The following is a 22,585-nucleotide window of genomic DNA, read 5'->3' as shown; positions in this document are numbered from 1 at the left end:
GTGGAATGTTATTTTTACTTAATCGATTAAGTAAAAATAACAAAGTTTTTACATTAAGCAACTTATTTTTGCAGTTTAACGTTGATTATTTTAGCTAGCATTGTTTTTAAAGACGTTTTTTTTGAGTGTTATTTTCAGTAAATCATCTTTGTTGTGTACCAATTTGCTGCAATGCATCGGCTGACGGATCTTTGAAGTAGTTATATAACATGGCTAAAAATAGCAGTACTGCAAAGCCGGTAGCGAGGATGAAGCCGTATTTTACATGACCAAATAAGTCACTGATCATACCCATAAACAAAGGAGCTAAAGCCGCTGAAAGCGCAGTAAAAAACAAAATGACTCCGGCAACTGCGCCATGTTGTTGTACCGCAAAACAAGAAATGCCTTTAGAGTTTAGGGTCGGGTAGACCATTGACATGAACAACCCAGATAAAGGTAATAACAATACCGCAGCATTAACGCCGCCAATGAGTGTGCCCACATAACAAAGGGCAATACCTAAGCTTAGCCACACCATGACACTTTGCCAGCTAAAGCGATTTAGTAGCCACACTGCAATAAAACGACCAGCGGCACGCAGGATAAAGAAGATGGTTAGTGCGTAAGTCGCCATTAATGTCCATGATCCAGTGTAATCAGCGAGTAAGGTTGGCATCCACACATAAATAGCAACTTCAGTTGCAACATACAGTGCTATTGCTAACGAGAAGCCCAGTGCATAAGGGTTTTTAACCATTCTCATGGTGGTTGCTAATGAGGTTGGCTTTGCTGTCGTTTTAACAACTGGCGGGTATTCTGCGCGCCACGCAAGGACGACCAGAATTAAGCACATGACCCCAGCTATAATGTATAAATACGTCCAACTTACTTGTTGGGTTAATAGAAAGCTGACTAAAGCAGGCCCTACAATCGCGCCTATACCAAAGAATCCTTCCACCTTGTTCATGGTTTTAGTGTGATCGTTGTTACTGTGTGAAATATCACCAAGTAATGCTAGGGCACCAGTTTTAAATAGTCCGATTGCTAAACCTATTAAACATAAAAGCAGCACAAAAATAATGAAACTGCTGCTAATAGCAAACAAAAAACAGCTGATGGAGAATATAAACAAGCCCAACATTATAGTTTGTTTACGGCCAAAGCTATCGGCTAAAAAGCCCAAGAAAAGGCCACTAAAGGCAATTAAAGCCATAGGGGCATAATGAAATGCGCTGGCTTGGGTCATGGTTAAATTAAATTCTTTGATCAACTCAGGAATGATCATGCCAACCGCATCTGAGGTCATGGCAAACATAAAGAACATCATATATGTTAACCAGCGTATGTGTTGCAATGACGTATTGCTAACGAGTGTGTGTGTTTTGTTCATCTTTATATCCTCGTTAGGCGATTAAGCATTTTTATAATTAACTCAATAGATTAATTATTAAATGATAGTTTAACCACCCCGTTTTTGTGTCAGTTTTGTAAAAACTTCTTGTAATAATTGGTTTCCTAGTTAAAGATATATCTTAATCGATTAAGATTCAACTTGGTATTTACACATGATGAAAAATAAAGTTCAACTGATCACATACGCAGATCGAATTACAGGACAAGGCATCAGTGCTTTGAGTGACTTACTCAATGGCCCACTAGAAGGGGTTTTCGGTGGCGTTCATTTATTGCCTTTTTATAACCCAATTGATGGCAGTGATGCTGGGTTTGATCCCATAGATCATAGTGCCGTTGATGAGCGAATTGGCTCGTGGCAGGATATCCACAGCTTGGGCGAAAGCTATGATTTGATGGCCGATTTAATCGTAAATCATGTGTCAGCGCAGTCGTTTCAATTTAAAGATGTACTACAACAAGGTGAAGAGTCAGCGTATTGGGATTTGTTTTTAACAAAAGAGGATGTATTTCCAAATGGTATGAGTGACGCTGAACAGGCCGCTATTTATCGCCCACGACCAGGTAGCTGTTTTACACCAATTACTTGCGGTAATGGTAAAACTTATGAGTTTTGGACTACTTTCACTGATAACCAAATAGATATTAATGTTAAATCTGCTGCGGGTATTGAATATCTTGATAACGTACTGACTAAGTTTGCACAAAACAAGGTTAATATAATTCGTTTAGATGCAGCCGGTTATGCAATTAAAGAGGCTGGAACTAACTGCTTTATGTTAGATAAAACCTTTGATTACTTAGATAAACTATCAGCACAAGCGAATGAACTTGGGATGGAAACCATTGCTGAGATCCACAGCCATTATCAAACTCAGGTTGAAGTCGCAAAACGCGTTAACATGGTGTACGACTTTGCATTACCACCGCTAATTTTACATAGTTTATTTACCAACACTAGTGACGCGTTGGTTAAATGGTTAGAAATTTCCCCGCGTAATTGCTTAACGGTTCTTGATACCCACGATGGTATTGGCATTATTGATGCGGGACCTATGGGGGATAAAGCAGGGCTTTTAAATGCAGCGCAAATAGACAACTTAGTTGAAACTATTCATGCCAATAGTAATAACCAAAGCCGCCAAGCAACCGGGGCTGCTGCTAGTAATGTTGATTTATACCAGGTAAATTGCACTTACTATAATGCTTTAGCCGCGAATGACTTTGATTACTTAGTTGCAAGAGCGATCCAGTTTTTTGCCCCTGGTGTGCCGCAAGTTTATTACGGTGGCCTTTTCGCTTGTGAAAACGACATGGAGTTACTGGCAAAATCTAATGTAGGACGTGATATTAACCGCCCTTATTTAGATGCAGATATTATTGCTCAGTCACTGGCGAAGCCCGTTGTACAAGGATTGCTAAAATTAATCGCGATACGTAATGCTCACAGTGCGTTTAACGGAGAGTTTAGTGTTTCAGGCAGCGAAAATTGTTGTAGCTTAAAATGGCAGCAAGCCAAGCAAGGGATTGAACTTAAAATTAATTTTGCACGTCGCGAAGCGCTTATTATTGAGCATAATGAGAATGAGCAAATACTCACCTCATTAAGCGATTTATTGAATTAAGCTAAGTTCAGGTTAGCTAAGCACTTATTAGCCACTTTGGCCGAGTTGTAACTCGTAGTTAATGAGTGCTTTTTGCTCTTCTTTTGTGATAAATAAATTGGCAGCCAATGCACCTTTTTCTTCACTATTTTGGTGGATGGTGGTTAGCTTAGGTACGAACCGTTGTGCTTCATCAATTCCATCAAACCCGACAATCCTAATATCGTCAGGGATTTTTAAGCCCATTTTAATTGCTTCGCGCATTGCCGCTAGCGCTATAAGATCACTCATGCAAAGCAAAACAGAAGGGCGCGGTAAGCTACACAGTGCTTCTTTGGCGGCAATGCTGGCAAAGCGTTCACTACTTTCTGGAATATTCCAAATACGGTCTTCGGCAATAGGGATATCAAGCTCGCTAAGTGCTTGTTGATAACCACGTAAACGTTGGTGAGCTATTGATTGACCAGCCTCACACTCATGATGATCGTAAACACGACACAACACATTTTCATCCAGCAATCGCAGCCCCAAAATAGCAACTTGATCGTCTTTATTGTGTAAGGCATGCTTTGCTACTTCATAACTTGCTTGCTCATTATTAATATTAACCGAGGCATTTCGGTCTATATCAAAATCAACAGTAACCACGTGCTTAGGTACTGTTTTTAACTGCTCTACTAATGATTGATTACGTGGACGACCATAACAAATAAAGCCATCAACAAAATCAACAACATTATTCAGGTTTTCGCTATTGCCTGAAAATAACAAAAGGTTGATACCGTCTTTTTCAAGTACAGAAGCCACGCCACGCATAAAGCTACTAGCAACAGGATCAGACACCATATACTCAATACTGTCAGGAAGTACCAATGCAACAATATTAAATTTACCGCGGCGCAGAGATTGAGCTGCTTTATTTGGCCCAAAATAGCCAAGTTCCTTACACGCGGCCAAGATAGATTCACGACGGCTTTTTGATAGTTGGTCGGGGCGATTAAAAGCATTGGAAACAGTCGCATTAGAAACGCCAAGTTCTTTTGCGATGCTTTTTAATGTCCAATGATTTTTTTTACTCATACCGCTCTCAAAAATAGTCAACTTGATAGAGTCGATAAATTAACATATTTGAACTTAAATCAAAGCGTTAATTACACTCGGCTAAAATTGAACAGAGTTTATTTATTATTGTTGTTTCTAATTTAAAATAATTGTTTTGCCATAAGAGTAAACTACGACAAAAGCATTGGTTAAGGGGTTTGTATAGTGTTTTAAATATATGATTTTAATTGATATAGTTTTTGTTGCTATTAAAATGTTAAATTGATGGATAGCTAAAAAGTATCAAATAACCTAAACTTTAAAATACGATAATAACAATAATAATAAGGTAGTGACGTAGCATTGATGAAAAAGTACCAACAAAAATCATTACTTACCGGGGTATTTGGCCTGCTCGTGTTTGTTTTCGGTGTTGTTGTTATGGCGGGCTTTGCAGGGCAACGGCTAGGACAGCAAATACAAGCAGATGCAACTTTACTAATCAATCATGTTGATGCAGCTGATGCTGAGCGCGAAAAATTACTGTCTGCGTTACACTCGCTGAATTTTACACAATGCAATGACAGCACATTATTGGCCATGCGCAGAGCACTATTTGACGCAACTTATGTTATTGATATCGGTTATTTTAAAAACGATAAATTAGTCTGTACAGCGGGCAACGGCTTACTTGCAACACCGCTCAATGATAAAGAGCCTGATTACATAGAGCGTGATGGTGTACGAGTTCGGTTTGCTCCTTCATTTTCTTTGATTTTATTTCCTGAGCGTATCATGCAAGTCATTATTGTGCGCCAACATAACTATAACGTCATCATTCAACCCTCTAAAATTGATCTGCACAACATTAATACAAAGACTTGGCAGGTTTTTTTCAAAAGTAATAAAACAATTAATCACTTAACAGGTACTGAGGGCGTGTATGAAAAAATAAGCTCTGCGATGGTATTACCGTATGAGAGTTTAGTGGTGTGCAGTCAAGTGACCCCGAATTACTGCGTTGCAGTATTTTCGCCATGGTGGGAGTACATCAGCAAAAAAAGGATGCTGTTTCTAATTTGCCTTACATTGTGTGTGTTAGCGGGCTTATCGGCAGGTTTATTGGCTAATTATTATATGGCGACTAAACGTTCAACATGGCGTAGGGTACGCAGAGGGTTGCATCAACATTCTTTTTACTGGACTTATCAGCCGATCATCAACTTACAAACGCAACAGGTGATTGGTTGTGAAGTTTTAGCACGCTTTAAAGACAAATTTGGCACGCTTACTCCTGATGAATTTATTCCTTTAATTCGTAAACATCAACAAACATGGCTGTTTACGCAAGCAATGATCACCACCATTTTACACGAGCTCAGTGATGCACCTCAGCTGCCGGATGAGTTTAAAGTCTCGTTAAATATTTTTCCGTACGATGTTCAACAAGGCAAATTGTCAGAGTTGATCCATATGCCATCATTGCATGAGTCTCGGTTCAGTATTTGTTTAGAGATCACCGAAGATGAGTATCTCGATTCAAGTATTGCCCATAGCCATTTACAAAGTTTGGCTGATGCTGGATTTACGCTATCAATCGATGACTTTGGTACGGGTTACTCTAACTTAGCGAATTTGCAAAATTTAAGTTTTCATCAACTTAAAATTGATCGCACCTTTGTACAAGATATTGCTACTGCAGGATTAAAAGCTTCAATGATCCCCAATATTATGGAGTTAGTAACCAAGCTTGGTTATACCTGTGTTGCCGAAGGTATTGAAACGCAAGAGCAAGAAGCTATTTTAAAAATGGCAGGTGTACAGTATGGACAAGGCTGGAAATACGGTAAGCCTATGGCTATAAAACAATTTAAACAGTTTATGGGTAAGCAAAAAAGCCCATAAGTATGGGCTTTATGAATGTGTTAACTGTAAGTTTTAGCTTAATTTTGAACAACCCGTTGATACACCGCCAGTGGGTGAGAAGTGCTTAAAGATACATGAACTTGATCGCCAGGACTGACAACCACCTCATGACTTACTCGGCTTGTAACAACGGTTTTGCAGCTAAGCTCTACCGCACATAAGCGGCTGCCACCTTCAAAACGCACCCATACAACTACACCATTATTGCCAATCTCGCCTTGCACTAGCATCACATCGTCAGGGCGCAGTAAAACGTCTACGTCACCTTGTTGGCAATCAACGCCGTGAGCAGGTACGTTGCCAATCGCTGTGGTTGCTTGGTTATTTGCAAACTGACCGCTAATAAAACTTGCTTCACCTAAAAAACGCGCAACAAAGCGGTTGTTAGGGATGCTAAAACAACGCTCAGGGGTATCAATTTGTTGAATTTTACCGCCATCTAGTACGCCAACGCGGTCGCCTACTGACAGGGCCTCTTCTTGGTCGTGGGTTACCCAAATTGCTGGTACGCCTGCGTTTTTAAGGGCATTGCGAATATCCCAGCGCAGCATATCTTTGAGTGCTGCATCGAGGTTTGAAAGTGGCTCATCAAGTAATACAAAGTCAGGCTGATGAGCAAGCGTGCGTGCAAGTGCTACGCGTTGTTTTTGCCCGCCAGAAAGGGTTGCTGGCTTTTTATTACGAAATGCGTCAAGACCAAGTAAGGTGATCCAATGATCGGCAATAGCGTTGTCTTTTAACCTAAAGCAAATATTTTGCTCAACAGTTAAATGAGGAAATAACGCAAAGTCTTGAAATACCATACCGACACTGCGTTTTTCAGGAGGTACTGTAAGCTTTGGCGTTGCACGCCATTTGCCTAAATTTATTTCCCCTGCACTGATCGGAATAAGCCCAGCCAAAGCTTGTAAAATAGTACTTTTTCCACAGCCGGTAGGGCCTACTAGCATGAGGATTTCGCTTTCACCAAGCGCTAAGTTTAGATCGCTTACTACACGGTTACTGCCATAATCTATAGACAACTGACTTACAGATAGCATTTGTATTTAAATCCTCAGTGTTCGGGTTGGTTACGTTTTTCGCCAGACATCATAATAGCTAAACCGCAGGCAGAGATCAGCACTAATAATAACCCTGGAATAGCGGCACGACCAAAATAGCCCGCTTCATAAACACGCCACAAATAAGTTGATAATGTTTCAAAGCCAGTGGGGCCAAGTAATAACGTGGCTTCTAATTCACGCATTGACTCTAAAAACACTAAAGCGGCGCCTGCGATGATACCACGCATTGTCAGTGGTAAGGTAATTCGGGTAAAGGCCTCGCGAGGGCTGGCACCGAGGACTCGCGCTGATTTCACTAAGCTCGGGTCAAGGTGTTCGGTACTGGTACGAACAGAGCCTACGGCTAAAGGTAAAAAGCGCAGCATATAGGCAATAATTAATAATCCTAAGGTTTGATATAAAAATGGCAATTGCAGGCCGCCATACACTAAGGCAGTACCCATCACTATGCCTGGAATACCAAAGCCAAAATATGTTACGCGTTCCATTACACGGCCGGTTTTACCACTGAGAGCGGCATGCGCCACAGGTATTGCGACGATGACAGCCACCACGGCAGCGATAGCCGATGCATACGCTGAATTCCATGCAATACTAAAATCAAATGAGCTAAAGCCATCGCGGGCGAGCCACAGTGTAAATATAGTCAGTGGTAAGCCTATAGCTAACAATAAAATTGGCGCAAACGTAGCAAACATGGCGCCTAGTTGCCACTTTTTTGGGAATAGCATTAATGCTCGGCCGTGGCGTTCGCTGGCGGTTTTTATTTGTGATTCAATCAACAGTAAAAAACCAACGATCACTAATAATTGTAACGACAACATAGCAGCGCGACTTAGTTCAAAGGAATTGTACTCAACATAAATAACCCGAGTGAAGGTATCAAGGCGCATCATCGCTGGTGTACCAAAGTCTGACAAGGTATACAGCGCAACTAATAATGAACCTGCGGCAATACCATTGACCACTCGCGGTAAAATAACTTTAAACACACTTTGCGTCATCGACATACCTAAGGTACGGGCGGCATTAACCATGCTTGCATCAAGACTGAGCAATGACGAGCGGGTAGTCATCATCACAAATGGAAAAGTGTAAAGCGTCATAACAATTGCGGCGCCACTGAGGCCATCCATCGAGGGCAGTTCAATGCCGAGTAGGTTATGGATCTCCCCCCCTGAGCCAAAAGCCGCATAAAGGGTAAAGGCGCCAATATAACTGGGAATAGCTAAAGGGGCTGCAAAAAACACTAGCCACACCTTTTTAAAAGGCAAATGGACATACGCACTAATAAAAGCCAGTGGCACTCCGATCACAATGGAGCCAATAACAGTGAGCACCATAAGTGACAGCGTATTGCCGAGAATTTTTAAATTATGGCTATCAAACAAAGAGCTGGCATCAGTGGCCAGCGTAATTAAAATAACAATAGGGGTTAACGTAATGAGCGCTGCAAGCAGCGCCATTGGGTAAGAAGGGGGTAGTCGCATTACAGTACGCCGTTATTACGCATCAAATTAATCGTTGGCCGTAAATCAGCGAGCTGAGTTAAGTCTATCTTAGGTGGCGAGATGCTGGTCAATGGAGGTAATCCTTCAGGCTGCGCTACCCCATTAATAAGTGGGATCTCATACGCTTCACGGGCTAAGTAACCTTGTACTTCAGTACTTAATAAGTAGCGCATAAAGTTAGTCGCAAGTGGATCGTCGCTTAGCGCTAAAATGCCAGAAGCATTGACTAAACAGCCAGCATCTTGCTCGGTAAACGCTAAATCAAGCTTGGCATCTGGTTTACCTGATTTTAAACGCAACGTGTAATAATGATTTGCAAAACCAATATCAACTTCACCACGTTCAACGGCCATCACTACGCCTAATTCACCTGCGTAGGTTTTAGCGCGTTTTTTAACTTTTTTCAGCCACTTTGCTGTTTTATCGTCACCTTCAAGGATACGCATTGCCGTTACAAATGATTGAAACGAGGCATACGCTGGTGCCCAACCAATGCTTAAGTCGCTGTCAGCAATTTCCATGATGTTGGTTGGAATTTGCTCTTTTGTTAAACGTGACGTGTTATACGGTAAGGTACGAATACGGCCTGTAACAGGCGCCCAGTCTTTATAGCGAAATTGCGGCTGTAGTTGTGCTGATAAATCACTCGGCATTGGCTGTGCAAGGCCTGCATCAGAAACTAGGCCAATCGCACCAGAATCAACAGCCCAAAACAAATCAGCTCTGTGCACACCCGCTTTTGCTTCAGCGACAATAGTATTGGCTAAAGCAGCCGTAGGACCGCGACGAATACCCAATTTAAAATCAGGGTTCTTCTTCTCAATTGCTTGTAGCACATTTTCGTATAATCCCCCTTCACCACGACCTAAATAAAGGGTCAGCTCACCTTTTAGCTTTGGTAAGTCATCCACAGAAACAGGGTTCGCAATGCTGGCTGCTAGTGCGCGAGACAGAGGCAATGGTAATGTAGCCATTGCCCCAAACGCAGCTAGGCCTTGGATAAAGGTCCTACGTTTCACTTAAAATACATCCTTACGCGCTTTCTCGGCTTGCTCAAGTAATACTTTTGCGCGGTCTAATTTAGTGTGCATATCGTTTATGACGTCGCGTACTTCATCAACGCTTTTGTTATCAGCGATTGCTTTAGGTAGCGTTACGTTAAAATCTTTTTCTAGTACTTCAACCAGTTTTGCATCTTGCTCAATAAGCGTGCCTTCAACACCTTCAAACAGGTGCAGGTAAGTGTCATGAACAATGTTGGTTGCTTCATCGCTTAAACGCTCTGCGTATTTTGCAACAACACGGTCAAGTTTATGTTTAATTTCATCAATCGTGGCACTTTGCGTCATACCGGCCGTTGCGGTAGCTTTAACGTTTGCGAGCAAACCTTTTTGTTGGAATTGCGCCGCAAGTTTAACTGCGCCAAGACCTTGCCACAGTGCAGCGTTCATGGCTGCTTGTTGCTTACGTGCCTCGCTGGCTGGTTGGTTATTGTCGATAGCCATTTTTACGCCGTAAATACCTTGCCAGATTGATGCGTATACAGGCACATAATTTGTTTCAATTGCGCTGTGGAATTTAACTGATTCCCAATATTCGATGAGGTCGTCACTTTTAACGGCCTTAGCACCTTTGCTTTCATAGTCGCTTACCATGGTATCGACTTTGCCGATCATCCATTCAACTTCTTCTGAGTAATCTTTAATATTTGCTTGTAGGTGATTTACATGTTCGCCAATTGGGCCATTCGCCAATACAGGTTGTGCAACAAATGTTGACATTAAAAGAAGGCTAACACCTAAAGTTGTAGCTGATTTGAATACTGCTTTCATAACTGAGGATCCGAAAGGTAATTGTAAATGATAGCCATTATCATATCGATAAAAATGGCTAAAAGCAATATACCTAAATTTGCCGTTAAATGCCCATTTTATCTTTGTTTCTAAAGTGTTTTCTTGAATTTAATGGGCTGTAGTGATTGATAGTGAGCAGACTGTATAACGCAGTTGCTTAATTTGTGGGCAAAAGTAACAAATAAATACACTTTAAAACCCATAACCAGTCAAAAGACTATTGAGCGATTGCAGCCAAAGTGCAACTCGGATATGGTTTGTACCTCAGCGCAGAGGATCTAAACAGCGTTTATCATAGTCTCGGAGGAAATGTGGAAAATTACTTAATTTATATAGGCGTCGCTGCTGCAACTATTTTGTTGCCTGGGCCTGCCGTAATGCTGACTTTAAATAATGCAATGCAAAGAGGTTTTATTAAGACCTTAGCAGGCGTTTTTGGTGTTGCATTAGCAATTCTCTTAGTCGCGATTATTTCAGCAAGCAGTTTAGGTATAATTTTGGCAACCTCAGCCTTCGCGTTTAATGTAGTGAAAATTGTTGGCGCCGTATACCTGATTTATCTTGGTGTGAAAATGTTCCGCAGTAAAGTGAAAACGAATGCGCATGTTGCAGCGCAACAAAACTCTTTGCTGAGATGTTTTATGGAAGGTTTCTTCGTTTCAATATCGAATCCAAAAGCAGTGATCTTTTTTATGTCGATATTCCCGCAATTTATCAACCTAAACGAAGCGTATGCTCCGCAGTTTATCTTGCTTTCGCTGACGTTTAGTTGTCTGGTTATTGTTATTCATACAGTTTATGCGCTTGGTGCTACTTATGCTAAATCCAAGCTTGCCTCTGAAAAGGGCAGTGCTATTCTCAATAAAGTCAGTGGTGGTGTATTTGTTGGGTTTGGAGTGGGTCTGGCGGCCTCAAGTAAATAATTTATGCTATAGCGTAACCTTTATGGCTACTTTTAATGCACAACAATTAATGCAAAACAATAAAATCATTTTATTCGACGGGCAGTGTCGGCTCTGCAGTGCCTGGTGCAATTTTATTATTAAACACGATAGCAAACTACACTTTAAATTATGCAGTGTGCAGTCTCTAAAAGGCCAAGCAATACTCAAGCACTTTAGCTACCCAACGGATAGCTTCAAAACCATGATCTATGTTGAAAACAGTCAATGTATCACACAAAGCGATGGGGTGATCAACGTAGTCTCACAACTTGGCGGGCTGTGGCGCTTTGTTAAAATTCTGCGAATAATTCCTAAAAGTGTGCGCGATTGGGCATATGATCGCATTGCGTTTAATCGCTATCGATTATTTGGCCAATATAATTATTGCGTGCTGCCAAGTGATGAGTATGATCAACACTACTTATAAATATTAAAGGCATACCATTGTTGGGTTACTTAGTGAAATTAAGTGTGTTGTATTCACTGTTATTGAGTCTTGGTGTGTGTGCCAAAAGTGACGAAAACAATGACGCACCGATGATGGTCGATATGCGTGATAAACTTAATTTGCGAATGCAAAATACGGCCCAGTGGATAGATGATCTGTTAAGTGATGACAGTGCTCAAAGCCAAGCTCATGCCAAGGGATATTTACAGTTAGGTTGGGCGCCACGCACTGCTGATTGGGCTGATACCGAAGCGCGATTTAAAGTGTCTTTGAGCTTACCTAGTTGGGAAAACCGCATAAATTTAATAATCGATAATGACGCAGATGAATTCAGCCGCCTACCATTTGAAACAAACTCAGGCTTAAATCAAGACGATGACGAAGTAAATGCCGCATTGCAGTTTTTAGTGGAGCGTACTGCTAATTTAGAATTTGAAAATCGTATTGGTGTATCACGCAGTCAGTTATATGGCCGCAGTGCGGTTAGTTGGAAAAAAGAATTTAATAACACCTTATATTCTGCATCCGCTGGCGCTGAGTATTACTTCTCAGATGGCTTTGGTTACTTTGTGAAGCTCTCAAGCGATACAAAAATAAATGAATTTTACGCTCTCAATATATCTGCTAATTACCGCGAAATTGCCGATGAAACGGATAGTGAATTACGCTCTGGAGTGTACTTAAGTTATATACCCGATCCGCAAAGGGCCATGGTATTTGGCGCCAATGTACAAAATAGCTTTGATGATTTAACCCGTTATACCCTCTCGTATCGTTATCGCCAGCAAGCACAGTACAGTTGGCTATTCTTTGAAGTAGAGCCCTTTTTAGAATACCGGGAAGAGCTAAACTACCGCGATGAAATTGGGTTAGCTATTCGTTTAATTGGCTATTATGGCCAGTGATAATGATCATTGCAGATTTGTTGTGTTAAAATCGCTGCAGTTTAATTTAGTAGAGACAGATCATGGCTAGCACCGCCCACGCATTACATATTTTAGTTAAGCATAAAGAACTTGCTGAAGACATCATCAAACAGTTAAAAAAAGGCGCTAAGTTTCAAGTACTCGCTAAAAAATATTCCTCTTGCCCATCGGGTAAAAAAGGGGGGGATTTAGGTGAATTTAAACGCGGCCAAATGGTGCCACAGTTTGATAAAGTGGCTTTTGGCGCTGAAATTCTCGAGCCACATTTAGTTAAAACCAAGTTTGGCTGGCATGTAGTTAAAGTGCTTTATAGAACTTAAAGTGAATGAGAGTCAATAAGAAGAAGAAATGCTACGGGTTTCGAGCGACGAGCTTCGAATACCCCTAGCACCTAATCACTTCCTAGAACCTAACCCTATTTTACAATTACTTCTCTAAAACGCAGCGTTTTTTAACCGCCAGCGGCACTTGGTTGTACATCTAAGCCATAACCCAACATCACTGCCAGCACTAATACTATGGATGCTGCGACCATCATACCCAGCAGTAAAATCAAAGAATGCGGCACTTTGAAAGAGTTATTCATACATTCTCTATTTTTATAATTGGCACAGCGAATGATGCCTCACTGCTTTTCGTAAAGGATAACACGAGTTATAAAATCACAATCAAAATAGCAACGTTGCACTGTAAAGGAATGTAACTAAGTTGAGATTGTGAGTTTCATCAAGAAAGGGCATGAAAGGTGTTGATTAAATTTGCTGAGAAATGGCTGGTGCGTAGTGAACAATAAAGCTTTTACATAAAATTAAAGTAAACAATTGAACCCAAATAGGAACTCAGCTATGGTGAACCATCAATAAAAAATAAATTAAAATCAACTATTTCTATATGCTCGTTATGCTTTAGTGAGCATTATCACATTCAAGGATAGATCATGAAAAAATGTATTTTGATCATTTCACTGACGACTTTATTTTATGGCTGTATTACAGTGCCTGTTGTTGATGATTCTCATACACATAAGTGCGAATTATCAACAAATATGAAAGTTCTCAAAATAGTTGATGTAGCCAAAGAGACCAATTCTTTTTATTCAGTCGGTGGGTTGATTTTATCACCGATCCTCATTCCTACATCTGCTATTATTTCTGGTACTTATGTTTTAGTTAATAACACATATCACCTTGGAGAGAAGGAAATAAAATGTGGCGAAAATAAAACTGAGGGGTCAGCAAGCAGTAAAGCTAAATAATTCATCGTTAGCGATACCCTTAAAGCTGCCATGTTTTTACAAATTTAGATTTTTGAAAAGGGATATTATGAATTACGTTAGTATTTTTGCCTTCTTGCTTTTTACTTCATGTGTAAATGCAAATACGGCTTTGCCTGCTAACCGACATATTTCAGTCAACGGGGAAGCGCAGTTAAAAGCAAAACCAGATATTGCTGTGATTAACTTAGAAGTGGAAAGTTTGCAAGGCTCTAGTTTAGATGCGAAAAAGGATGTTGATAATAGGATCAATAGTTTTTTAGCTGGCATCTCTAACTTTAATATTGATCAGACGAATGTTTCTGCTTCAACTATTAACACGCAGCCAAGCTATTCGTATTCCGAGAATGATAAACAGCAATTGGAAGGCTATTTAGCTAACCGCAGTATTAAAGTAACATTAACGGATATTAAGCGCCTGAATGCACTCCTGGATTTTGCACTGAGCGTAAAAGTTGATGCAATTAAAAGTATAGAGCTAAAATCATCCGCAGCGAAGACCCTAAAAGAGCAAGTTAATGTGCTGGCTGTGAGTGATGCCAAGGAGAAGGCTATTTCATTAGCCAAGGCATTTGGTGCGAGGCTTGGGGGCATTTATAGTATCAACTCGGCGACCAATAATAGTTTTAATCGGTATGGCGAAAATCAAGCTATTGAACGGATTGTAGTGACGGGTAATCGGGCTCAGCAATTTGCAAGCCCTGGTAAGTATTTGCAGGAAAATATTATTTTTTCGTCATCAGTCAGTGCCGTATTTGATTTAGAACTCACAGATCCGACAGCTCCCTGAGATTAGCACTTAAGGTAAAAAGCCAGATAACTTAGTTGTTACTTGGCTTTTAACTTTATTGCTGTTGTTGCGCTTCTTGCTCGGCGATTTGTTTAAATGCTTGCACAAATGCATCACTAGGTTGACCACCTGTGAGGGCGTATTGATCGTTAATGATAAAGGTTGGCACTGAGGTTATGCCCATTTGTTGCAGTGCATTTTGCTCGCTGCGAACCTCTTGAAAATACTCACCTGAATCTAAAATTTCTTTTGCACGGGCTCTATCAAGGCCAACACTTTGCACTACATCAAGCAGCGTATCTTGCTCATTCAAATAAACTAAATCAGTAAAGTGTGCTTTAAAGAAGGCTAGTTTTAGTTCGGTTTGCTTACTTTCACTGGCAGCCCAAGTGAGTAGTCGGTGTAAGTCAAAACTGTTGATCATGATACGTTTGCCGTCAAAGTTAAAATCAAAGCCTGCTTTTTCACCCATCTCTAAAATACGTTGGCGGTTTTCATCGCCTTGCTGTTCGCTCAGGCCGTATTTTTGTTGTAAATGCTCGTTTAAATCTTGCCCTTCAATTGGCATATCTGGGTTTAACTCAAATGGCTTCCAGCTTATCTCAACTGCAAATTCGTCACTTAATTGCGCTAATGCGGTTTCAAGGTTTTTATAACCAATGATGCACCACGGACACATAACGTCTGAAACGATGTCGATTTTAAGCTTGTTCATGAGTGAGCCTATTTTTTACTGAATGTAGGGGATATATGCAGGCGAGGGGGAGTTAATTCAAGGGCTGAGCATTTTTATCTAATAAACTGCACGGTAGTAAGGACCGTGCAGGGTAAATGATGGGGAACTTAAATTAGTCAGTTAAACCAAACGGGTTCTCAATGCTGTGAGCAGGCTCGGTAAACCACTGTGGGCCGCTGTCGGTCATGTAGAAGTGATCTTCTAAGCGAACGCCAAACTCATCAGGCACTACCAGCATTGGCTCATTACTAAAACACATACCTGTTGCAAGTGGTGTTTTGTTTCCACCGACTAAATAAGGCCACTCATGAATGTCTAAGCCAATACCGTGGCCGGTGCGGTGCGGGCAGCCAGGTGTTTGGTACTCAGGCCCTAATCCCTGTGCAGCTAAATAACTGCGTGCCGCCGCATCAACGGCCTCGCATGATTGGCCAATTTTTGCTTCATTAAATGCGGCGATTTGCGCGGCTTTTTCGTAGTCCCAAAACTGGCGTTGGCGCTCGCTTGCTTCACCAAATATATAGGTACGGGTAATATCTGATAAATAATCGTGTATTTTACATCCGGTATCTATCAATACCATGTCACCTTTTTTAAGGATTTGCGGATCTTTCACCCCATGTGGGAACGAGGTAGCAACACCAAATAATACGATGCAAAAGTAATTTCCCGGCGCGCCTACTTTTTGGTGCGCTTGCTTAATAAAGGCTTCCACTTCAGTGGTGCTAATACCTTCATGCAACATACTGGCTGTGGCTTTGTGTACGGCTAAAGTCATATCCATCGCACGCTGCATTAGGGCCAGCTCATTTGCTGATTTATGCATACGGCAATGTGCGGTGACTGGCTGCGCATTAATAAGCTTTAAGCCCGTTTGTGCTTTATTGATACCGTCAAAAATAAAGAACTGCGCGCTTTCATCAATGCCCACAGTGCCATTGGCCGCAATACCCATTTCAGTGATTATTTGTACAAAGAGTTCATATGGGCTTTCGTGTTCTTGCCAACCTCGAATAGGACCATCGATGACTTTAAAACCATTAAGTGAACCAATTTCAAAAAACGGTGCTATGTATTGCACATCACCTTTTGCAGGTAAAATTGCCCCTACGAGTCGCTCACTGGCGTACCAGCGCATGCCTGTGAAATAGGTTAAGTTGCTGCCCGCGTTAAGATAGATGGCATCTATATTATTAGCCTGCATGTATTGTTGGGCTTTGCCAATACGAGCCAAGTGTTCATCAGCCTGAATAGGGATTAAGTCGTCAGTCATATTGCTTAAACTGGCGAGTGCTTGTTCTTTAGTTTGCGTACCAATTCCGAATGTTGTCATGGTGCTCTCCTTTATTTATATGCGGCTATTGTGCTTGTGGTATAGGTGAACTGCAAGGGACTTGCGTTGAAAAACGGCTGATGCAATAAGGCGTTAGATCAATGCGGCGGGTATTAAGAATATGCCGCTATTAAGAGAGGTAAACTAGGCTACTGCTAGCCTATTTCAAATGAGGTTACCCCAAATACTTTATTTAAAGGGATATTAGGTTGTTGCTGCGTATACATTCTGGCGGTTTCAAACGATGGCTGCATATTATAGCGTTGCGCTAAAGCCAGTGCGGCTTGATTAACGTTTGGTACGTCAAGATAAACTGTTTCCCCAGTGGCTGTTGATGCCTTTAATGCTAGAAATAGCGCCTCAGCTAATTGCGGTGTGTTTGCATAGAGAGGGGCAATTTTAAAACCTTCACGGCATGGCCTGATCACACCATAACCGGCTAACTCACCTTTGTCTAAAATCCCTAAAGCTACAGAGTTAGGCTGGCTAACCCAGTTTTGCAAAAAAGTGGATCTAACTGCGGGGAAAAAGGGCTTTTCGTAATCGCTGACTGCAGAAAATGGCAAGTCTGCAAGCTTGATAATATCGTTATTAGTTGGAAATTTTCCGCCACCAGCGCCTGCAAATCTAATATTACTGTAGGCGAATTTGAACCCTGATTTTTTATAATTAGCTTGTTGGTCTAGTACGCCATCAAGGGCAATGTTGCACTCTTTTAGGTAGTTCAGTCCCGCTTGCCAAATTTGCATACCATAACCTTTGCCACGGTATTCGGCCTTAACAATATAAAACCCTAAAAAAGCAAAATGGTTGTCATATTTAACAACAGAAATGGTTGCAATAGCCTCATCGCCAAGGTAGCCAATTAAAAAACCGTGGGGATCTGCCTGATAATAATTATGGGCGTCATGAAGCCCTGGATTCCAACCTTCTTGCGCTGCCCATTCAACGGCAATATTAACTTCTTCTTTTGTCATTACTTTGATATTGAAGGCTTGGTTTTGCATGTTTATCCTATTAATTATTCTATCGATGCCGTTTTTTAATGTAGCAGTTATAAATTATTATATAGAACAACAAATTTGTATCAATGAAGCACTCAAACATTAATTTTTTAAGTATGTTTTAGTTAGCGTACGCGAGTTAGCTGTGTGATTTTTTCGCATACGCTAAGCGCTTTAATGGCTGCGTTGTATGGTAGCTATCGAGGCCGCTGACGGCTACCGTTTGGATCGACGCTAAATCAATAAAACCGTCTTCTTGCACTGCATTAGCGTCAACATGTAAGTCGATGATTTCACCAATCACCAGTTCGGTGCCATTAATTGCTAGGTGTTGGTGTTCAACTAATTTAACGGCGTATTTTAAGCGGCTTTGTGCGACAAATGGCGCGTAAAAATCAGCTAGGTACTCGGTTGTAAGACCTGTAGCAGCAAATTCAGATTCATCTTTATCATAGCGAGCGGAAGTCTGATGTGCTTGTTGATAAATCTCGCTATTCACTTGGTTGATGGTATAAACGCCGGTCTCTAATATGTTTTCAAAAGTATGGCGAGGCACACTGTGCGGACGCATTATCATACCTACCAAAGGTGGGTGCGCGCCTAAATGAAATACCGAACTAACAATAGCTAAATTGGTGTTGCCAAGTTTGTCTTGTGTGCCGATGAGGTTAGCGCTTTTGAAACCAGACAATGAATTGATTAAATGTGTGCGAAACCGCTGCTCTAGTAGGTTTAACTGTTGTTTTGTGAAATGCATAAAATTCCTTACCAATTTATATGTTTGCCTTGCCAATCAAGATAAGCAGGTTGACCTACATCCGTTAGCTGCTCTGGTTGCTGTAAAAGGGTATAAAGTTGCTCAGCCACAAATTCAGGGCTGAATAGTTTGCCTATGGGAACATTTTTTTGAAATGGTTTTGACAGCTCTGTATCGGTTGTACCCGGATGAAATAACACCAACCTCGTTTGTTTTGCTCTGCGAGCCAGTTCAATCGCCGCTGTTTTAAACAACATATTTAACGCCGCTTTGGAGGCGCGATAGCTATACCAGCCCCCCAAATTGTTGTCTTCTATGCTACCAACACGGGCACTGAGCGCGGTTATAACACAAGGCGTTAGCTGATTTAGTAAGGGCAAAATTGCTTGTATGCATAAAATTGGGGTTAGCGCGTTGCTGCACAGTAAAGTCGAGAAGTAGGTTTCGTCTATGTCTTCCAATTTTTTTTCAGGCATGGCCTCATCATAGTGGAGCAAGCCATTAAAGATAAGTACCTGTGAAGGAGTAATATCATGAGCGCGTAAGTGCTCGCTTACATGTTTTAGGCTGCTACGAGAGTAATCGCATTGCAGGTGGGTAACCTGCAGTGTGGTTTGTGGGAGCACAAGCCGTTCACGGCTAACACAAATTACAGTTGCTTGCGCTTGATGTTCAGCAATGCGGGAAATGTAAGCTTTTGCTATTGCACTGCTGGCGCCAAATAAAATATAGGTTGCGGTCATTATTTTATTCCACATGCTGATTTACAAAGTGAACCGGCAATAGTTGTTCGATATTTTGCAAACACCTTATAACCTTGATCTGCTAGAAAACGAATACCAGGTAGTTGCAACACTCTTAACCATTTATGGCGGCCAACGGTTTGCCATGCGGCAAAAGTAACATCTAAGCCATAAATCATTTCACCGTTGTCTTGCTGACCATGTAAAAAAGCCAATGCGTCTTGGCGCTTTATATGATTAAAACGTTGCTCAAAATCACCCGCGTTAATGTCTTCTAAAGCGATTTTATTATGTTTATCAGCCTTTTTTAACAACCGCATTTCTTTGGCGCATAAAGGGCAGTTAGCATCGTAAAAAATGATCATAAGCATGTCTTAATTGATCGGTACATTATTTCTTGTTACGAAATAGAATAAGCTTTGGATCTGTTAAATTAACTGCTGGGATGATATTAATAGTGTCTTACAAATATAAAGGTAAGCAGAATGTCGATTTTTTATCTATCTCACACTCCACACTTAAAAATCGAAGACAGCTTATTATTAGTACCTTTATGGTATAAACATCAACAATGGAGTATCAGGAATGAGTGAACAATATGCCGCCTTGCGTGGGAACGTTAATTTATTAGGGCAGTTATTAGGCCAAACTATTAAAGACGCCCAAGGACCTGCGATTTTAGATAAAGTGGAAGAAATTCGTGCTTTAGCAAAATCCTCACGCACAGGAAACGAGCAAGACCGCCAAGCCTTAATTGATGTTCTGCATGCTTTAACCGATGAAGAGTTGCTACCGGTAGCTCGTGCTTTTAATCACTTCTTAAATTTAGCGAATGTTGCAGAGCAATTTCACACTATCTCACGTTTTAATGATGTTGGTTTTTGCCAATTAAGTCCACTTACGCAAACTTTAAAAGCGCTGGCTAGTCAGGCGCAAACCGGTAAAGTTAACCCAAATCAAATTGCTGACACACTCGCAAAGCTGCATATCAATTTGGTGTTAACAGCGCATCCTACCGAAGTAACACGCCGTACAATTATTAATAAGCACGTTGAATTAAGTGATTGCTTAGCAGCGCTGGAACGCACTGATAACCTGCCTTATGAGCGGGAAAATATTTTAAACCGTATTGCGCAGTTGATCAGCCAAGCATGGCACACCGATGACATTCGTCGTTCTCGCCCAACCCCAATAGACGAAGCGAAATGGGGTTTTGCAGTAATTGAAAATAGTTTATGGCATGCCGTGCCACGTTTTTTACGTGATTTTAGTAAAGAAGTTAAACAACATTTAGATTTAGAGTTACCCAATGATTACAGCCCAATAGAGTTTACTTCTTGGATGGGCGGCGATCGCGATGGTAACCCATTTGTAACTGCCCAAGTGACTCAGCAAGTACTTGATCATGGTCGTTGGATGGCGCTGGATTTATACAGCCGTGATATCGACACCTTGAGCACTGAGCTTTCAATGTCACAAGCCAGTGATGAACTTATTGAGCTCGCAGGACAAGATTTTGAGCCGTATCGCGCAGTATTAAAAGTACTTAAAGCACAAGTGAGCGAAACCGTTGCTCACCTTGGTGCTAAGATTATGAATAAGCGCACAGATGCACAAGACGTGGTGACTGACATTAACCAGTTAAAGCAGCCGCTTGAAGCTTGTTATCGTTCATTGCTAAGAACCAACATGGGCGTTGTTGCCAATGGCTTACTGCTTGATGTACTTCGTCGTATCAATAGTTTTGGTATTCGCTTAGCTAAATTAGATGTACGCCAAGATTCATCGCGCCACAGCGGTGTGTTTTCTGAATTAACTCGCTATTTAGGTTTAGGCGATTACGACCAATGGCAAGAAGAAGACAAACAAGCATTTTTACTAGCAGAACTTAATTCTCGTCGTCCGCTTATTCCAAAGCATTGGCAACCAAGTGCTGATGTTAAAGAAGTGCTCGATACGTTTGATGTGATCGCCAAACAAGATGCCTCAACTTTTGGTTTATATATTATCTCAATGGCACGTACAGCCTCTGATGTATTAGCCGTGCAACTGTTACTAAAAGAAAGTGGTTGTAGCTTTAAACTGCCTGTTGCACCATTGTTTGAAACCTTAGACGACTTAAATGCTGGTAGCGATGTTATTACCCAGTTATTGGATAACAATTGGTATCGTGGTCAAGCCGAAGGCGTGCAAAACGTGATGATTGGTTATTCAGACTCGGCTAAAGATGCCGGTATGATGGCCGCAGGTTGGGCGCAATATGAAGCAATGGATAAGCTCGTACAGCTGGCAGAGCAACGCGGTATTGAGTTAGTGTTATTCCATGGCCGAGGTGGTACGGTTGGCCGTGGTGGTGCACCGGCTGCGCAAGCTCTGCGCTCGCAACCACCAGGTTCACTCAAAGGTGGCCTGCGTGTTACTGAGCAAGGGGAAATGATCCGCTTTAAGTTTGGTTTACCAAATGTTGCGCTTGAAAGCTTGAATATTTACGCCGGTGCGGTGCTCGAAAGTAATTTGCTACCACCACCAGAGCCAAAAGATGAATGGCGTGATGTGATGGCGCTCATCAGCGAAAAGTCATGCGAACATTACCGTAATGTAGTGCGTTTTGATGAAGACTTTGTTCCTTACTTTAGAATGGCTACACCGGAGCAAGAACTTGGTAAGTTACCTTTAGGTTCTCGCCCAGCAAAACGTAATCCACATGGTGGCGTTGAAAGCCTGCGGGCTATACCGTGGATTTTTGCATGGAGCCAAAACCGTTTAATGTTGCCAGCCTGGTTAGGTGCCTTAACGGGATTACAAGCGGCACTTGAAAAGTACGGCGCAGAGACGCTTAATGAAATGAGTCAACAATGGCCGTTCTTCCGTGCTCGTTTAGAAATGCTGGAAATGGTATTTAGTAAGGCGGATAGCTGGTTAAGTGCGCATTATGATGATGCCTTAGTTGAAGAGCAATATAAGCCTCTGGGAGATAAACTTCGCGAAGAGCTTAAGCAAGCTATTGCATTGGTGCAATCGTTAAGCCCGCAACAAAGCTTACTGGCTGATCAACCCTGGATCAAAGAATCTATAGGTCTACGTAACCCGTATACGGATCCACTTAATGTGTTGCAAGTGGAGCTGCTTAAGCGTTCACGCGAAGCGGCAGAAGGCAGCTCTGGTGATATCGATAATGCACTTATGATCACTATGACCGGTATTGCCGCGGGCATGCGTAATACCGGCTAATTGTTT

General features: G+C 41.5%; 22 protein-coding genes. 9 read left to right on the top strand and 13 right to left on the bottom strand.

The window, feature by feature from the left end; all coding sequences use genetic code 11:
- Positions 1 to 142 precede the first annotated feature (142 nt).
- Positions 143 to 1,372, bottom strand: coding sequence for an MFS transporter (locus V7783_RS05185; RefSeq protein ID WP_335677801.1), 1,230 nt, complete (start codon positions 1,370 to 1,372; stop codon positions 143 to 145).
- Between the two features lie 175 nt (positions 1,373 to 1,547).
- Between V7783_RS05185 and gtfA the strand changes: the two genes are divergently transcribed.
- Complete coding sequence (gene gtfA / locus V7783_RS05180; RefSeq protein WP_335677800.1) at positions 1,548 to 3,020, top strand: sucrose phosphorylase; 1,473 nt, start codon at positions 1,548 to 1,550, stop codon at positions 3,018 to 3,020.
- A 27-nt stretch (positions 3,021 to 3,047) separates the two neighbouring features.
- Here gtfA and V7783_RS05175 read toward each other — a convergent pair whose 3' ends face one another.
- Positions 3,048 to 4,079 (bottom strand): LacI family DNA-binding transcriptional regulator, encoded by a 1,032-nt coding sequence (locus tag V7783_RS05175; RefSeq protein WP_335677799.1) that lies wholly within the window; start codon positions 4,077 to 4,079, stop codon positions 3,048 to 3,050.
- Positions 4,080 to 4,406: 327 nt separating this feature from the next.
- On the opposite strand from V7783_RS05175, the gene V7783_RS05170 reads away from it, so the two are divergent.
- On the top strand, positions 4,407 to 5,945 hold the full coding sequence (locus V7783_RS05170; protein WP_335677798.1) for an EAL domain-containing protein: 1,539 nt from the start codon (positions 4,407 to 4,409) through the stop codon (positions 5,943 to 5,945).
- A gap of 38 nt (positions 5,946 to 5,983) precedes the next feature.
- Here the strand turns inward: V7783_RS05170 and V7783_RS05165 are convergent, their stop codons facing one another.
- The 4 genes from V7783_RS05165 to V7783_RS05150 are packed head-to-tail and all read right to left on the bottom strand — an operon-like array spanning position 5,984 to position 10,373.
- Positions 5,984 to 7,006 (bottom strand): ABC transporter ATP-binding protein, encoded by a 1,023-nt coding sequence (locus tag V7783_RS05165; RefSeq protein WP_335677797.1) that lies wholly within the window; start codon positions 7,004 to 7,006, stop codon positions 5,984 to 5,986.
- Between the two features lie 14 nt (positions 7,007 to 7,020).
- Positions 7,021 to 8,520 carry an ABC transporter permease gene (locus tag V7783_RS05160; RefSeq protein ID WP_335677796.1) on the bottom strand — a complete coding sequence of 500 codons (1,500 nt, stop codon included), beginning with the start codon at positions 8,518 to 8,520 and terminating at the stop codon, positions 7,021 to 7,023.
- Positions 8,520 to 9,560, bottom strand: coding sequence for an extracellular solute-binding protein (locus tag V7783_RS05155; protein ID WP_335677795.1), 1,041 nt, complete (start codon positions 9,558 to 9,560; stop codon positions 8,520 to 8,522). Before V7783_RS05155 ends, V7783_RS05160 begins: the two co-directional genes overlap by 1 nt.
- Positions 9,561 to 10,373: a hypothetical protein gene (locus tag V7783_RS05150; RefSeq protein WP_335677794.1), complete on the bottom strand. Its 813-nt coding sequence runs from the start codon at positions 10,371 to 10,373 to the stop codon at positions 9,561 to 9,563.
- A gap of 332 nt (positions 10,374 to 10,705) precedes the next feature.
- Between V7783_RS05150 and V7783_RS05145 the strand changes: the two genes are divergently transcribed.
- From V7783_RS05145 to ppiC, 4 genes are all read left to right on the top strand, one after another.
- A complete protein-coding gene (locus V7783_RS05145) occupies positions 10,706 to 11,317 on the top strand; it encodes a LysE family translocator (RefSeq protein ID WP_335677793.1) in 612 nt (203 codons plus the stop codon).
- A 22-nt stretch (positions 11,318 to 11,339) separates the two neighbouring features.
- On the top strand, positions 11,340 to 11,765 hold the full coding sequence (locus V7783_RS05140) for a thiol-disulfide oxidoreductase DCC family protein (RefSeq protein ID WP_335677792.1): 426 nt from the start codon (positions 11,340 to 11,342) through the stop codon (positions 11,763 to 11,765).
- Between the two features lie 32 nt (positions 11,766 to 11,797).
- Entirely contained in the window at positions 11,798 to 12,691 is an 894-nt protein-coding gene (locus V7783_RS05135) for a hypothetical protein (protein WP_335677791.1), read from the top strand.
- Between the two features lie 62 nt (positions 12,692 to 12,753).
- The gene (ppiC, locus tag V7783_RS05130) at positions 12,754 to 13,032 is read left to right on the top strand and encodes a peptidylprolyl isomerase PpiC (protein WP_335677790.1); all 279 of its coding nucleotides are present in this window, start codon (positions 12,754 to 12,756) and stop codon (positions 13,030 to 13,032) included.
- A gap of 131 nt (positions 13,033 to 13,163) precedes the next feature.
- Here ppiC and V7783_RS05125 read toward each other — a convergent pair whose 3' ends face one another.
- Positions 13,164 to 13,298, bottom strand: coding sequence for a hypothetical protein (locus V7783_RS05125; RefSeq protein WP_335677789.1), 135 nt, complete (start codon positions 13,296 to 13,298; stop codon positions 13,164 to 13,166).
- A gap of 351 nt (positions 13,299 to 13,649) precedes the next feature.
- On the opposite strand from V7783_RS05125, the gene V7783_RS05120 reads away from it, so the two are divergent.
- Positions 13,650 to 13,967, top strand: coding sequence for a hypothetical protein (locus V7783_RS05120; protein ID WP_335677788.1), 318 nt, complete (start codon positions 13,650 to 13,652; stop codon positions 13,965 to 13,967).
- A 67-nt stretch (positions 13,968 to 14,034) separates the two neighbouring features.
- On the top strand, positions 14,035 to 14,775 hold the full coding sequence (locus V7783_RS05115; protein ID WP_335677787.1) for an SIMPL domain-containing protein: 741 nt from the start codon (positions 14,035 to 14,037) through the stop codon (positions 14,773 to 14,775).
- A 55-nt stretch (positions 14,776 to 14,830) separates the two neighbouring features.
- Here V7783_RS05115 and V7783_RS05110 read toward each other — a convergent pair whose 3' ends face one another.
- From V7783_RS05110 to V7783_RS05085, 6 genes are all read right to left on the bottom strand, one after another.
- Positions 14,831 to 15,490: a DsbA family oxidoreductase gene (locus tag V7783_RS05110; RefSeq protein ID WP_335677786.1), complete on the bottom strand. Its 660-nt coding sequence runs from the start codon at positions 15,488 to 15,490 to the stop codon at positions 14,831 to 14,833.
- A 133-nt stretch (positions 15,491 to 15,623) separates the two neighbouring features.
- Positions 15,624 to 16,844, bottom strand: a complete 1,221-nt coding sequence (locus V7783_RS05105) for a M24 family metallopeptidase (protein WP_335677785.1) — start codon at positions 16,842 to 16,844, stop codon at positions 15,624 to 15,626.
- A gap of 155 nt (positions 16,845 to 16,999) precedes the next feature.
- Positions 17,000 to 17,851: a GNAT family N-acetyltransferase gene (locus V7783_RS05100; protein WP_335677784.1), complete on the bottom strand. Its 852-nt coding sequence runs from the start codon at positions 17,849 to 17,851 to the stop codon at positions 17,000 to 17,002.
- 136 nt (positions 17,852 to 17,987) lie between these two features.
- Positions 17,988 to 18,605, bottom strand: a complete 618-nt coding sequence (locus tag V7783_RS05095; RefSeq protein WP_335677783.1) for a flavin reductase family protein — start codon at positions 18,603 to 18,605, stop codon at positions 17,988 to 17,990.
- An 8-nt stretch (positions 18,606 to 18,613) separates the two neighbouring features.
- On the bottom strand, positions 18,614 to 19,348 hold the full coding sequence (locus tag V7783_RS05090) for an SDR family NAD(P)-dependent oxidoreductase (protein WP_335677782.1): 735 nt from the start codon (positions 19,346 to 19,348) through the stop codon (positions 18,614 to 18,616).
- Entirely contained in the window at positions 19,348 to 19,713 is a 366-nt protein-coding gene (locus V7783_RS05085; RefSeq protein ID WP_335677781.1) for a thiol-disulfide oxidoreductase DCC family protein, read from the bottom strand. The genes V7783_RS05090 and V7783_RS05085 overlap by 1 nt, the downstream gene beginning before the upstream one ends.
- A 220-nt stretch (positions 19,714 to 19,933) precedes the next feature.
- On the opposite strand from V7783_RS05085, the gene ppc reads away from it, so the two are divergent.
- Positions 19,934 to 22,579, top strand: a complete 2,646-nt coding sequence (gene ppc, locus V7783_RS05080; RefSeq protein WP_335677780.1) for a phosphoenolpyruvate carboxylase — start codon at positions 19,934 to 19,936, stop codon at positions 22,577 to 22,579.
- Positions 22,580 to 22,585: the final 6 nt, after the last annotated feature.

Origin of the sequence: Pseudoalteromonas sp., assembly GCF_036960685.1 — a bacterium.
Lineage (GTDB): Bacteria > Pseudomonadota > Gammaproteobacteria > Enterobacterales > Alteromonadaceae > Pseudoalteromonas.
Note: the sequence above shows the minus strand (reverse complement) of the source record. Positions and strands in the feature narration are given on the sequence as shown.